This window comes from Bradyrhizobium sp. GW821-FHT12B03 (genome assembly GCF_058807535.1).
In genome coordinates this window covers 38,842-50,159 of sequence record NZ_JBXAQU010000032.1, presented here as the reverse complement: position 1 = coordinate 50,159, position 11,318 = coordinate 38,842, and the positions used below count along the sequence as shown (strand labels likewise).

16 protein-coding genes are annotated in these 11,318 nt (G+C 65.2%); 6 read left to right on the top strand and 10 right to left on the bottom strand.

Annotated elements, in window-relative coordinates; genetic code table 11:
- Window positions 1-101 precede the first annotated feature (101 nt).
- Window positions 102-1,109, bottom strand: a complete 1,008-nt coding sequence (locus AC1RUR_RS36865; RefSeq protein WP_492853035.1) for an acyl-CoA desaturase — start codon at window positions 1,107-1,109, stop codon at window positions 102-104.
- 243 nt (window positions 1,110-1,352) lie between these two features.
- Here AC1RUR_RS36865 and AC1RUR_RS36860 point away from each other — a divergent pair, with 243 nt between their 5' ends.
- The gene (locus tag AC1RUR_RS36860; RefSeq protein WP_492853034.1) at window positions 1,353-2,150 is read left to right on the top strand and encodes a transglycosylase SLT domain-containing protein; all 798 of its coding nucleotides are present in this window, start codon (window positions 1,353-1,355) and stop codon (window positions 2,148-2,150) included.
- A 114-nt stretch (window positions 2,151-2,264) separates the two neighbouring features.
- Here AC1RUR_RS36860 and AC1RUR_RS36855 read toward each other — a convergent pair whose 3' ends face one another.
- Together AC1RUR_RS36855 and AC1RUR_RS36850 are read right to left on the bottom strand one after the other, a co-directional pair.
- Window positions 2,265-2,519: a hypothetical protein gene (locus tag AC1RUR_RS36855; RefSeq protein ID WP_492853033.1), complete on the bottom strand. Its 255-nt coding sequence runs from the start codon at window positions 2,517-2,519 to the stop codon at window positions 2,265-2,267.
- Window positions 2,520-2,735: 216 nt separating this feature from the next.
- Window positions 2,736-3,095 (bottom strand): c-type cytochrome, encoded by a 360-nt coding sequence (locus tag AC1RUR_RS36850; RefSeq protein ID WP_492853032.1) that lies wholly within the window; start codon window positions 3,093-3,095, stop codon window positions 2,736-2,738.
- 179 nt (window positions 3,096-3,274) lie between these two features.
- On the opposite strand from AC1RUR_RS36850, the gene AC1RUR_RS36845 reads away from it, so the two are divergent.
- A complete protein-coding gene (locus AC1RUR_RS36845) occupies window positions 3,275-3,448 on the top strand; it encodes a hypothetical protein (protein WP_018644642.1) in 174 nt (57 codons plus the stop codon).
- Window positions 3,449-3,557: 109 nt separating this feature from the next.
- Complete coding sequence (locus AC1RUR_RS36840) at window positions 3,558-3,908, top strand: zinc ribbon domain-containing protein YjdM (RefSeq protein ID WP_492853031.1); 351 nt, start codon at window positions 3,558-3,560, stop codon at window positions 3,906-3,908.
- Window positions 3,909-3,916: 8 nt separating this feature from the next.
- On the opposite strand, the gene AC1RUR_RS36835 is transcribed toward AC1RUR_RS36840, so the two are convergent.
- Complete coding sequence (locus AC1RUR_RS36835) at window positions 3,917-4,837, bottom strand: DMT family transporter (RefSeq protein ID WP_492853030.1); 921 nt, start codon at window positions 4,835-4,837, stop codon at window positions 3,917-3,919.
- A gap of 107 nt (window positions 4,838-4,944) precedes the next feature.
- On the opposite strand from AC1RUR_RS36835, the gene AC1RUR_RS36830 reads away from it, so the two are divergent.
- On the top strand, window positions 4,945-5,511 hold the full coding sequence (locus tag AC1RUR_RS36830; RefSeq protein ID WP_492853038.1) for a hypothetical protein: 567 nt from the start codon (window positions 4,945-4,947) through the stop codon (window positions 5,509-5,511).
- Here AC1RUR_RS36830 and AC1RUR_RS36825 read toward each other — a convergent pair.
- The 3 genes from AC1RUR_RS36825 to AC1RUR_RS36815 form a co-directional block, all read right to left on the bottom strand.
- The gene (locus tag AC1RUR_RS36825) at window positions 5,508-5,762 is read right to left on the bottom strand and encodes a hypothetical protein (RefSeq protein ID WP_492853029.1); all 255 of its coding nucleotides are present in this window, start codon (window positions 5,760-5,762) and stop codon (window positions 5,508-5,510) included. The two genes, AC1RUR_RS36830 and AC1RUR_RS36825, sit on opposite strands and share 4 nt — an antisense overlap.
- A gap of 171 nt (window positions 5,763-5,933) precedes the next feature.
- Window positions 5,934-6,137 carry a hypothetical protein gene (locus tag AC1RUR_RS36820; RefSeq protein ID WP_492853028.1) on the bottom strand — a complete coding sequence of 68 codons (204 nt, stop codon included), beginning with the start codon at window positions 6,135-6,137 and terminating at the stop codon, window positions 5,934-5,936.
- A 149-nt stretch (window positions 6,138-6,286) separates the two neighbouring features.
- A complete protein-coding gene (locus AC1RUR_RS36815; protein ID WP_027542544.1) occupies window positions 6,287-6,451 on the bottom strand; it encodes a Flp family type IVb pilin in 165 nt (54 codons plus the stop codon).
- 326 nt (window positions 6,452-6,777) lie between these two features.
- Here AC1RUR_RS36815 and AC1RUR_RS36810 point away from each other — a divergent pair, with 326 nt between their 5' ends.
- On the top strand, window positions 6,778-8,067 hold the full coding sequence (locus AC1RUR_RS36810; protein WP_492853027.1) for a hypothetical protein: 1,290 nt from the start codon (window positions 6,778-6,780) through the stop codon (window positions 8,065-8,067).
- Between the two features lie 4 nt (window positions 8,068-8,071).
- On the opposite strand, the gene pdxY is transcribed toward AC1RUR_RS36810, so the two are convergent.
- The 3 genes from pdxY to AC1RUR_RS36795 form a co-directional block, all read right to left on the bottom strand.
- Window positions 8,072-8,884, bottom strand: coding sequence for a pyridoxal kinase (gene pdxY, locus AC1RUR_RS36805; RefSeq protein WP_492853026.1), 813 nt, complete (start codon window positions 8,882-8,884; stop codon window positions 8,072-8,074).
- 117 nt (window positions 8,885-9,001) lie between these two features.
- Entirely contained in the window at window positions 9,002-9,646 is a 645-nt protein-coding gene (locus AC1RUR_RS36800) for an FMN-binding negative transcriptional regulator (protein WP_492853025.1), read from the bottom strand.
- 90 nt (window positions 9,647-9,736) lie between these two features.
- Complete coding sequence (locus AC1RUR_RS36795; protein WP_492853024.1) at window positions 9,737-10,381, bottom strand: TetR/AcrR family transcriptional regulator; 645 nt, start codon at window positions 10,379-10,381, stop codon at window positions 9,737-9,739.
- Between the two features lie 97 nt (window positions 10,382-10,478).
- On the opposite strand from AC1RUR_RS36795, the gene AC1RUR_RS36790 reads away from it, so the two are divergent.
- Complete coding sequence (locus AC1RUR_RS36790) at window positions 10,479-11,144, top strand: O-methyltransferase (RefSeq protein WP_492853023.1); 666 nt, start codon at window positions 10,479-10,481, stop codon at window positions 11,142-11,144.
- Window positions 11,145-11,318: the final 174 nt, after the last annotated feature.

Genomic DNA, 11,318 nt, shown 5'->3' with positions numbered 1-11,318 from the left:
CAAAGCCTTGCCGCGATGTCCGTGCTGTGGCTCCGTTACAGCTTCGAATGGACGTCAACGCCCATGACGCAGTAGTACTAACCCACCCTACGCATCGTGCTTCAGACCACGGCTTCCGTATCCGGCGCCGGACGTTTTCCACCGTCCGAACCTTGGGTGCCAGCAGCGCGGCTGCCGGCCGCGAAAATATCATGCACCAGACCGAGCTTCCCAAGCCCCAGAATGATCAGCCCGTTGATGTCCACCTCGTACCAGGCGTGCGAGATGTAGGCGTCGCGCGGAAACCGGTGATGGTTGTTGTGCAGGCCTTCACCGAAGGTGAGGATCGTGGTCACCAGCTCGTTGGTGGTGCCGTCGGAGGTCTCGTAGCGGCGGTAGCCGTAGCGGCCCTCGCTGTGGCAGACCGAGTTGACCAGCGAGGTAGCCATCGTCATGACGTAGCTGCGGAACAGGCCGGAGAACAACACGCAGCCGATCATCGTGTGAACGCCGCCGAACGCGTAGCCGATGGCGCCCGGAATGATCACCGCCGAGATCGCGTACCAGTACCAGCGCGTCCTCGTGAAAAACATCGAGATCGGGTCGGCCAGGATATCCTTGGCGTAGTATTCGCCGTCGGTCGTCGCCTGGTCCCACACCCAGCCGCCTTGCGCGTGCATGAATCCCTTGACGAAGCTGACATAGCGGTTGCCGCTACCGTCATAATAGGGGCTGTGGACGTCGCCGGGCTTGTCGGAGTGAAGATGGTGCCGGCGATGGTTGCTCACCCATTTCAGGATCGAGCCCTGCACCGCCAGCGTGGCGATCGCGGCGAAGATCGCGCGCATCACCGGACCGCACCGAAAACTCCGGTGCACGAAATAGCGATGCATGAAGCCGATCCCGACCGTGGTCAGCATGAACATGCCGACGAAGACCGAAATCTCCACCCGGCCGATGCCCTGCCAGACCGCCCAGATCAGCGCCAAGATCGAACCGCCGACCATGAAGCCGAACGCGATGTAGGAATCGAGAAACTTGGCGTCGACCACCGGGCCTTCGAACAGCACGCCCGGCGGCATTTTCGGGGGCGCATTCTCGTCCGACGCCACGCCCTGAATTGCGGTCATTCCAGCAGGTCCATTTACACAAAATTAACTCTTCCGCAGCGCAACGTACAGATGTGGGTTATCTCTCGCAAGGACTCGCTCGACCGGGAGAACACGGAGCCGGCACCGCAAACGACGGAGCCGGAGCGCCGTAACGCCGGATTTCACGGCAATTCCGTCAACTTTCGCCGGATGACGGGTTTCGCAAGGGCTCGCGCCATTTACCCTGTTCCCAGAAAACCCGCGACTTCCCAGAAACGACCCATGCCAAGGAAAAGCAAGCGCCTGCTCCCTCGCCTCCGCGGCCTCCGGCGAAGCGCCCGGCGGATGCGAAAGACATTCGCGCGCGCACCGCGGATGGTCCGGATCGCGGGCGGCGTGGCGATGCTGCTTGCGGCCGCAGCGCTCCTGAACACCGTCATTCAAACGATCCGCAAGCCGACCGAGCTGTTCGTCCTGGCAGGCAATGCGCTCGACAAGGAGCCGGCCGAGACCTGGCGGCACTACGGGCCGTTGTTCCGCAAGCATTCCACCACGACGATCACGCCCGAATTGCTGGCCGCACTTGCGCAGGTCGAGAGTTCAGGCAATCCGGTGGCGCGCACCTACTGGCGCTGGCGATGGAGCTTCAATCCGCTGGCGATCTACCGGCCCGCCTCCAGCGCCGTCGGCCTGTTCCAGATGACCGACCCGGCCCTCGCCGAGGCCGCACGGTTCTGCGTCCGCGGCAACGCCGTCACGGAGACCGGTTGCGGGGCTGCCTTCCTCTACATCCGCGCGATCCCGAGCCATGCCATCGAGCTGGCATCGGTGTATCTCGACCGCAATGTCGCGCTGGTTCTGAGTCTCGCGGGCGATGTGAAGGCAAGCTCCCAGCAGAAGCAGGATCTCGCCGCCTTCATCCATCTCTGCGGCGCCGGTCCCGCCACCGCCTACGCGCGCCGCAAGTTTCAGATGATATCAGGCGAGCGCTGCGGCGATCACCTCGTCGCAACCTATCTCTCCGGCGTCAACGCGATGAAGCGGCAGTTTGTGCGGCTGGCGGCGGATGACGGCGATTGAGGATCGTAGCCCGGATGGAGCTTCCGCCGTAGCTCGAAGAGCGAAGGCGCAAGCGCAATACGGGACCAGCCTGCCTTGTGGAATCATCCCGGATTGCGCTTCGCTCCATGCGGGCTACAGGTACCTACTCGGCGGCACCAGCGGCGGACCGTAGGGATCGACCCGGTCGTCTTCGGGCCGATAGCGATAGCGCGGAACGATATTGTAGTCCCACGGTGTCGGCCTGAGCACGGGCGCCGTGACGACAAGCCTCTGCTGCGGTTCACGAACGACGTGCACCTTCCGCGTCCGGGCTTCAGCACCTGATGTTGCAAGGCTCGACAGCGCCAGAGCCGCTCCGAGAGCACACGCGACGGTCATTTTCTTCATGCGTTGGCCTCCTTGCCAGGAGAGTGCAAAAGGACTCAAATCAAGGCAAGCTAATTCGCTGACGACCCCTCAACCGTCGCATCTGCCGACCTTGCCATACTACCCCTGTTTTGCCCGACGGGTCAACTCAGATTCGGTTTTTAAGAATTGTTGAAATCGCTGGCGATTTCTACTGTGCATGGGGTTGTTTTCGAACTTTTTTCGCCGGGCGCGCGCTCAATTGCCTCTCAGGCTCAGGATGTAGGTCGACAGCGCCTCGGCCTGATCGGGCGAGATCACCAGATTGGGCATGTTCTGGTGGCTGGTCCGCCAGAACACCTTGAGCGACAGCGCGGTGGTTCCGTTGCGGTCGGCGACCGCCTGGAAGCTCGGGGCGAGGTCGAAGAATCCGGCCATGCGCGGCTCGACGGCGTGACACGACTGGCACCACGCCTGCGCGAGGCGATGTCCTTCCGCAGCCGTGCGCGGCGCAGGCCTGGATGCCCCGGCGGCGGTGTGGACGACGCTGAACAGGAACAGCAGCGACAACGCGATCAGGATGCCGAGGCCGATAGAGATTCGAACGCTGCGCGACATAGCCACCTCTCGCCACCGCTTTGGTGATTCCGGCAGCGTACGTCCGCGCCCGCCGGCGAAAGTTGACCTGCATCAAGGGATCCGAACGCAACACGTCGCAATGGAATTGCCGTTCGCTGCAACGACGTTTCTCGGATAGGCTCGACGCCATCGACGCGCCATCCGCTGGAGGGATCACCATGAACGGCAACCGCTATTACGGCGTCCGCGTCGAGGGCGCGAAATACGGCGTCGGCTTCGGCTCGGCGCTCGCCATCGCGATCTCCTACACCAACAACCATTCGATCCTGTGGGCGATCATCCACGGCATCCTGGGCTGGCTCTACGTGATCTTCGTCGCGCTGTTTCGGTGACATCGCACCGGCAGGCAATCGCCTGCCGCACAGTAGCCAGCTTTCCCTTGCATTCCCTTTCCCTGCCCCTACGGTGCGCCGCGCAACGCCAGCCGAGACGAGACCTGCCATGCCCGACGCCACCAAGTGCCCGAACTGCCAGTCGGAGCATGCCTATCAGGACCGCGATCTCTGGGTCTGCCCGGAATGCGCCCATGAATGGAGCGCTGCGGCCGGCGGCGCGGCGGACGCGCCGCAGGACGCCAGCGTGCGCGATGCCCATGGCAACGTGCTGGCCGACGGCGACAGCGTCATCGTGATGAAAGACTTGAAGGTCAAGGGCTCCTCGTCGGTCGTCAAGGGCGGCACCAAGGTCCGCAACATTCGTCTCCAGGACGCCACCGACGGCCACAACATCGCCTGCAAGATCGACGGCATTGGCGCGATGAATCTGAAGTCGGAGTTCGTGAAGAAGGCGTAGTGCGCGATCTACCGCTGCCGTTGCGCCAGATAGAACCCGCACAGCACCGTCACGAGGCCTGCGGTCTGCAACATCGTCGGCGGCTCGCCGAGCAGGAGCCAGCCGGTGAGCAGCGTCAGCGCCGGCACGCAAGCCGGGAACACCGCGGCACGGGCGACGCCGAGCCGCTGGACCGAGACGGCGAAAAGATAGAGCGCTGCGGGCCCCGCGAGCACGCCCTGCGCAAGCGCCTGGATCGCATTCTCGCTCACGCCGATCGCAGCGACGCGGGCGGGCCCACCGGTCAGGAGATAGGCCGGCAGCAACAGCAGCGACAGCACGTTGATGACGAGCGCGGCCGAGACGGCGGAGACGCGCCAGTGGCGCAGCAGCGTGCCAAAGCCTGCGAACATCAATCCGGTCAGCACGAAGATCAGATCGCCCTGCACGCCGTCGGCGCCGATATGGCCGATCGATTCGGCACCGATCACGCCGAGGCCGCCGACGATGACGATGGCACCGGCCAGGCGCGAGGCGGAGACGCTCTCTTTGAGGAACATCGCGGCGAGGAGCAGGCCGCCGAGCGTCGCGGAGGACGGCTGGATCACGCTGCCATGGCCGAGCGGCACGAACAGGAATCCGGTGTAGGAGATCAGCGACATCACGGGGCCGCCAAGCACCATCAGCGCAAGGCCCCTGCCCCAGCCGATACCGCAGAGATCGGAGATCCCGGCCCGCAGTACCAGCGGCAGGAAGACAATGCCCGACCAGACGTAGCGATGCACCAGCAGATCGACCGGCGTGAAGCCGACCTTCAGCCCGTGCCGCGTGCCGGCAAAGCCGAGCGCCCAGAACAGCGCCGCCGACAGGCCGCAGACGACGCCGAGAAGCGCCGGCGCCGCATCGTTCTTCTGAATGAGAGCGTCAGCGCCGCTCGTCCGCTGATCCATCGGCAAGCCTTATGTCAGCGCGCTCATCCGCTCAACCCACGCGGTTGCAGGTCTGGCACGCGGCGGAGAGGCGACGAGGGCCGCGTTCTGGCTAGGCCACGCGGGCGATGAAGCTCATCGACGAGGGCGCGCTCGACGATGATTCCGCGGCATCTCCCCGCGTCATCTGGCGCGGCTGTTCGAACGCCACGTCGGCGCAACGCCGCGTTCGCCGAGCCCTACGGCCGCGCGCCGTCAAGTTTGCGTTCATCAAAGCACGACGATCAGAAAAACCCGGGGCTGAGATCGAGGCCGTAGGTCAGGCTCAGCACGAACACGAACAACGCGGCGGCGGCAAACAGCGCGAGATGCCGGAGAATGAAGGCACGCGGCGAGGAGCTGGCGACAACGGCTTTTTGCGCAACGGGCATGAAACGGCCTCCAGTATGATTCCAGATTTGGCCGCTCAATGTGCGGCGCGCGCATCAGGCGCTGCGATCCCCGAAACAAGTATTAAGAAGATCACACTCGTCTTGAACCGCCGTACACAACGAAGGCATCGCGCGATTCTTTTTTTGCGCAGCTTCTCGATCCACGCACGCCACAAAGAAAAACCGCGCTCCCGTCAGGAGCGCGGTTCCAACGTGACGCGGCAAGCTCAACCCGAAGGTCGCGAATTGTCGCGTGAAACTTAGCGGGCGCTGCCCGTGGTCACCGTCGCGGTCTTCACCTTGCGCGGCGACAGAACGCTGGCCTGAAGCGCCGTCACGCTGCCGGCGGGCGCGGAGGCCTGCTGCTCGACATGCGCGGCACCGAGCACGCGAACCTGCAACGGGGACACCGGAAAACCGTTGGCCTCATAGGCCGGCAGCTCGGCGGCGAAGGTGGCGGTCGAGCCCACGATCGTGAGGGCGGCGACTGCGATCGACAGAGTCTTCTTGTTCATTGGTGATGCTCCAAGTGGAAGTTTCGGAGCACATCTAAGCCTGATTTGCTGCAATGCGACACGCTTTGGTGCATTGCAACAACGCGCTCGGCGCATGGCGATATGTTTAATGCATGCAAGGTGTTGGCCGAATCGCCGCCGGCCGCGACATGACGCCCTTATGGGCGGCGCTCAGCCACCGAGCACATTGCCCCAACCGTCGAAGACGTAGGCCTTCCAGGCCACGGTTCCATCGCCGCGCGGCCGGCTGGCCCGCCGATAGTCGTCGGCCTGATCGGCGGTCCAGGTGATGATCCCGTCGGAGAGGAGATCGTGGAGGATGGCGGGCTCGGCGGGATCGAAGGCGTCCATGGGACGAAGCGAGGAATGCGTCATGGCCGCACCAACGCGCAAGCCGCCGCAAGGTTGCAGCGAGGCGCGGGCCAAAACGCCGCGTCCACTCGGATGCGCAAGGTGACGCATCGCGATCATCACGAAACAACGGCCGGAGGCCGCAGACCTCGCGCGTCAGGACGACGGATGATTTACTTCAACGCTGTCGCCAGCGATTGCAGCTTCGCAACGAGATTGGTGCCGAGCGCATAGATGATTTCGATGATCGCAAGCGCGATCCCCGCTGCGATCAGGCCGTATTCGATCGCGGTGGCACCGGATTCATCGGCGGCAAAGTCGGCCAACAGGCATTTCAATTTCACAACTCGTGTCCTTCCCAACGACCGGACGTTGCCGGCGCAAGAGAGATGCCAGACCACAATCCAAGATTGAGTAAATTCAGCTGGCTCAATTTGACGACAATGGCCGCGGCATTTGCAGGCTATATTCGCCTCCCAAGGCCCTGGAACCATGATGGAACCCGCGTTGCATCTCCGCAACACCTCCCCAAAAAGCCCGCTTTCGCCGATTTGCGCCATTGCGCCGCCATACCGTCCTCCGAACAATCGACGCGCTGCGTGCCTTTCTGTGCAAGACTGTTCGACGAGACGGGTTCGAACAGAACCGTTTGGAGGCAGAGATCATGAACGATCGGCGGTCTCTTTTGGTGGCAGTCTCGTGCCCCTCGGCCGTCATGGCCGGCTGGCTGGCGCTCTCTCTGTCCGCCTATGCCCCTGCCCTCATCGAGAGCAGCGGCGCCAATGCTGCCGCCGTCTCGCGTGCGAAGGATCTCAGCCGTCTCGACCTCGCCGATGTTCCGCGCGCTGTGGCGATCGAGGATGGCATCGCCCTGACCGCCGACATCGCGGCCGCTGTCGCTACGGTGCCGAGCCCGGTGATCACCGAGGCAGCAACACCCGAGGAGCCTGCCCCCGCCATCAAGCTCGCCTCGGCCGATGCCGCCCTGATCTTGCCGAGCGAGCCGCCCGCGCCGCAGATCCTGCCCGAGCCGGCGCCCGCCGTCAGCGAGGCCGCGCCGGTGCAGGAGCCCGTCAAGCTCGCATCCGCCGATCCCACCGAGATCATGGCGACGGACGCACTGTCGCCCGCGGCGATCGCAACCGGGCCTGCGCCCGCCGAGAGCAAGGCGTCACCATCCGCCGACACCGTCGCCGTGCTCGACGAATGCTTCGTGATGGATGCCTGCATCGACCGCTACCTCTGGGCGCTCTACCAGCGCACGCCCAAGGAGGACTCGATCAAGGTCGAGGAGCGCCGCGCCGTCACCGTCAAGCGCAAGGGCAGGACGGTCACGGTGATGCGCAGCTTCACAAAGCTGGTCGACGAAGACTTTGGCTGGAAGGATCCGAAGGCGGCCGAGCACGCCGGCATGTCGATGATGGACTACGTCATCGGCGGCATGGACAAGAGCTTCAAGCGGAAGCTGTTCCGCACGCTGCTCGCCGCGGAAGCCGCCGGCCTGTCACCGGGCATCACCAGCGCGTTCCGCGACGACTATCGCCAGTCGATCGCGAGCGGCCTGAAGGCCGCCTCCGATCGCTCCTATCACGGCGGCAGCACGCGCGGCGGCTATGGCCACGGCATGGCCGCCGACATCGTCTCGACCGCCGGCAACAACCGCGCGCAGCGCTGGGTCTCGACCGAGGTGCTGTGGAAATGGGTCGATACCAACGGCAAGGCGCTCGGCATCGGCCGGCCCTATCTCGGCCGCGATCCGCCGCACGTCGGCCCGGTTGACGGCGCGGAATACATTTCGAAGCGCGGCACGGCGGACCGCAAGGACGTCGCCAGCGCCAGGCCGAAGAAGATGCGTGCCATGGCCAGCGCGAAGCCGCCGAAGGCGCAGGCCGCGCGCGAGCAAAGGGCGAAGCCGCAGAAATCGGCGCAATCGGCCGGCAAGCGCGCGACCTGAACCGTTACGGCTTCTGCGTCGGCAGCGGCACGAGGCGCATCTCGGCTGATCCGGCCTCCTGCGTGCGTACCAGCACGGCAAAGACGGTCTCGACCGCGAGTCGCACTGCCGCCTCCATCGCCTTGCCCTTGGCCAGGTGCGCCGCGATCAGGCCGGTGAGGAGATCGCCGGTGCCATAGGGGCGGATCGGAAGGCGCGGCGTCGCGAAGCGCGACAGCTGGCCATCCGCACAGAGGATCGTCTCCACCTGCCCGTCAGGCGTGTCCGCGAGCTTGCAGCCGGTGGCGACGACGTCGATGCGGCCGGTCCCCGCCAGCACGTCGCACGCCGCGCGCAGGCCTTGCGCATCCGCGATCGTGGAGCCCGACAGCAGCTCGAGCTCGAACTGGTTCGGCGTGGTCAGGTTCGCGGCCGGCAGCAGACGGTGCCGCACCACGTCCAGAATGCCGTCGGCGACATAGACGCGGCCGTCGTCCCCGATCACGGGATCGCAGAGATAGACGAGCTTGGAATTGCGGATCAGAGCGCGCTCGACGAAATCGGCAACGGCGGCGGCATTGCCGGGCGAGCCGAGATAACCTGTCACGAGCACCGCGGCCTCGTCGACGAGATCGCGCTCCTCGACCCCCTTGAGAAGATCGGCGACGAGCTCGGTCTCCAGCACCTGTCCGCGCAGGCTCGGATAGCGCGGATGGTTCGACAGCAGCGTCGTCGGCACTGCCGCGACGTCGACGCCCTCCGCCTGCATGGCATAGGCCGCCGCGCTGTTGCCGACATGGCCGTGGACCACCTGGCTTTGAATGGAGATGACGAGCATGCAGAGGTCCGTAAGGTCAATTGTTGCGCGACGCAAGCGTAGCCCGGATGGAGCGAAGCGTAATCCGGGGACTGAGATTGCAGCATGATTCCCGGATTGCGCTTCGCTCCATCCGGGCTACGGGACAACGCCGTACCCCAGCCCCGGCCGCAGCGCCTGCATCTTCCGCGCCAGCCGCCGATGCCCGCTCTCCTCCGACTGCGCCAGCCGGCCCGCGACCGCGACGTGATCCGCGTCGCTCTTGTGCTGGTTGAGCTTGGCCTGCCCCTCGACGGTATCCACCACGAGATCGATGACGCGGATCGCAGCCAGCATGCTCTCGCGCTTGTCCGGCTCCATCTGCGCGAGGTCCCAGGGCGCCTTTGGCAACCGTGCCTCGGCAGCCGCGAGCAGCGCATCGCCATGTCCGCGGTTCTCGTCGAGCCCACGCAGATGCGCCACGCCCGACAGATGCACCGCCTCGTAGAGCCAGGTCGAAACGTTGTCGCGGGTGGAATACCAGTCGTTGGAGATGTAGGCATCGTCGCCGGCAACAATCAGCAGGAAGCGCCGTGCGCCATCCGCGAGCGGGACGAGCGGATTCTTGGCGGTGAGATGGATCTGCACGATCGCCTGCCCGTCGCGCTGGTCCAGCACGAACGGCACATGCGAGGCGCGCGGGCCTCGCTCATCCGCCGCGATGATCATGCCGAAGCCGCGCCGGCTTGCGAATTCCAGCGCGCGCTGCTCCTCGATGCGGAATTGGGGACGGAGGACATGCATGGCGCGGCGCTCGGGCTGGACGAAGGACGGTCCGAGGCTAACCCATCATCCGGCGAAATCCGAAACGATATCGGGCCGCGAACGCGGATGTCAGGAATGATCTCGGCGCCGTGCCAGCTCGCCGAGATAGGCACAGAACATGTCGGCGAGCCCGTCGGAATGGCGGGCGATCTCCGCCTCGCTCCGCAGCGTCTCCGAGACTCGCTTGCCGACCTCGCTCAGCGTCGTCGTGATCAGCTCGCCGGCGAGCGTGCGCGTCGCATCCGAGGCTTTTGGCAACGCTTCCCGCATGAAGGCCGCGACGATGCCCTTGCCGGCGGCCCGCGCATCGTGTGCCTCGGGCGCATCGCGATAGAGCGGCGCGGCGTCGCTGAGCGCCGTGCGGATCGCCGCCTCCTCGCACTCAGAGCGAATGAAGGCGTGGACCAGCGCGCGCAGCCGCGCCGGTGGCGGCTTCGTCCGGTCAGCTAGGATGCCGCGCAGGAGCTCGCTCGTGCGTTGCCACTCGTCGCTCTGGAGGCGGAACAGGATCGCCGCCTTGTTCGGAAAATATTGATAGAGCGATCCGACGCTCACCCCGGCCCGCTCGGCCACCCGCGCCGTGGTGAAGCGCTGCGCGCCCTCCTTGGCCAGGACCTGAACAGCCGCATCCAGAATGGCCGCCACCAGCCCCGTGGACCGGGCCTGTTGCGGCTGTTTTCGTGAGGAAACTGAACGGCTTCGACGATCGGCCATGGCGCCCTCAGGCAATGCGAATAGCGAATGCGACGAATTAGTCGTATTTCAGCCCTCACGCAAGCACACGCTTCGCCGCGACATCTGGAGACCTCACATGACCACCCCGACCATCACATCGCTAGCGCCGCTGCTCGATCGCCTGTTCGATCAGGACGAAGCAGCACGCGGCGCAATGCGAGCCGCCTTCGCCGACGTGCCCGACGCCGACCGCACACGGATGATGCGGAGCAAGACCGATTACGCCGACCTCTACGGACGCCTGAAGGACGTCCCGCTCGCGGTCTCGCGCGAGACCGGCGCGCTGCTCTACATGCTGGCGCGCAGCTCCCGCGCCAGAACGATCGTCGAGTTCGGCACCTCATTCGGCATCTCGACCCTGCACCTGGCCGCGGGCCTGCGCGACAATGGCGGCGGCCGCCTCATCACCAGCGAGTTCGAGCCGTCAAAAGCGGCGCGGGCGCGCGAAAACCTCGCCGCCGGCGGGCTGATCGATCTCGTCGAAATCCGCGAGGGCGATGCGCTGAAGACGCTTCAAGCCGATCTGCCAGATACGATCGATCTCGTGCTGCTCGACGGCGCCAAGGCGCTCTACCCCGAGATCCTGGAGCTGGTCGAAGGCCATCTTAAGCCGGGCGCGATCATCGTCGCCGACAACGCCGACGACAGCCCCGACTACCTGGCGCGCGTGCGCATGCCCGGCAGCGGCTACATGTCCACGGCCTTTGCCGAGGACGTCGAACTTTCCGTGCGGATCAGCTGACGCCACATCGGACCGCCGCGATACCAAAGGAACCGCTGCGCAATTCGTCGCGCGGCGGCTTCCTATTGGGCGTTCTGCCGTGTCGCAGGCTCGTCACCGACACGTGATAGCCGGGTCCGGCAAAAGCCACGTTCCCCGTGCTAAACATACCTACCGCGCGGTATCTTTCTGCGC

Coding starts and splice junctions, on each gene's coding strand:
- AC1RUR_RS36865 (WP_492853035.1), bottom strand. CDS start 1,109: ATGACCGCAATTCAGGGCGTGGCGTCGGACGAGAATGCGCCCCCGAAA.
- AC1RUR_RS36860 (WP_492853034.1), top strand. CDS start 1,353: ATGCCAAGGAAAAGCAAGCGCCTGCTCCCTCGCCTCCGCGGCCTCCGG.
- AC1RUR_RS36855 (WP_492853033.1), bottom strand. CDS start 2,519: ATGAAGAAAATGACCGTCGCGTGTGCTCTCGGAGCGGCTCTGGCGCTG.
- AC1RUR_RS36850 (WP_492853032.1), bottom strand. CDS start 3,095: ATGTCGCGCAGCGTTCGAATCTCTATCGGCCTCGGCATCCTGATCGCG.
- AC1RUR_RS36845 (WP_018644642.1), top strand. CDS start 3,275: ATGAACGGCAACCGCTATTACGGCGTCCGCGTCGAGGGCGCGAAATAC.
- AC1RUR_RS36840 (WP_492853031.1), top strand. CDS start 3,558: ATGCCCGACGCCACCAAGTGCCCGAACTGCCAGTCGGAGCATGCCTAT.
- AC1RUR_RS36835 (WP_492853030.1), bottom strand. CDS start 4,837: ATGGATCAGCGGACGAGCGGCGCTGACGCTCTCATTCAGAAGAACGAT.
- AC1RUR_RS36830 (WP_492853038.1), top strand. CDS start 4,945: ATGAAGCTCATCGACGAGGGCGCGCTCGACGATGATTCCGCGGCATCT.
- AC1RUR_RS36825 (WP_492853029.1), bottom strand. CDS start 5,762: ATGAACAAGAAGACTCTGTCGATCGCAGTCGCCGCCCTCACGATCGTG.
- AC1RUR_RS36820 (WP_492853028.1), bottom strand. CDS start 6,137: ATGACGCATTCCTCGCTTCGTCCCATGGACGCCTTCGATCCCGCCGAG.
- AC1RUR_RS36810 (WP_492853027.1), top strand. CDS start 6,778: ATGAACGATCGGCGGTCTCTTTTGGTGGCAGTCTCGTGCCCCTCGGCC.
- pdxY (WP_492853026.1), bottom strand. CDS start 8,884: ATGCTCGTCATCTCCATTCAAAGCCAGGTGGTCCACGGCCATGTCGGC.
- AC1RUR_RS36800 (WP_492853025.1), bottom strand. CDS start 9,646: ATGCATGTCCTCCGTCCCCAATTCCGCATCGAGGAGCAGCGCGCGCTG.
- AC1RUR_RS36795 (WP_492853024.1), bottom strand. CDS start 10,381: ATGGCCGATCGTCGAAGCCGTTCAGTTTCCTCACGAAAACAGCCGCAA.
- AC1RUR_RS36790 (WP_492853023.1), top strand. CDS start 10,479: ATGACCACCCCGACCATCACATCGCTAGCGCCGCTGCTCGATCGCCTG.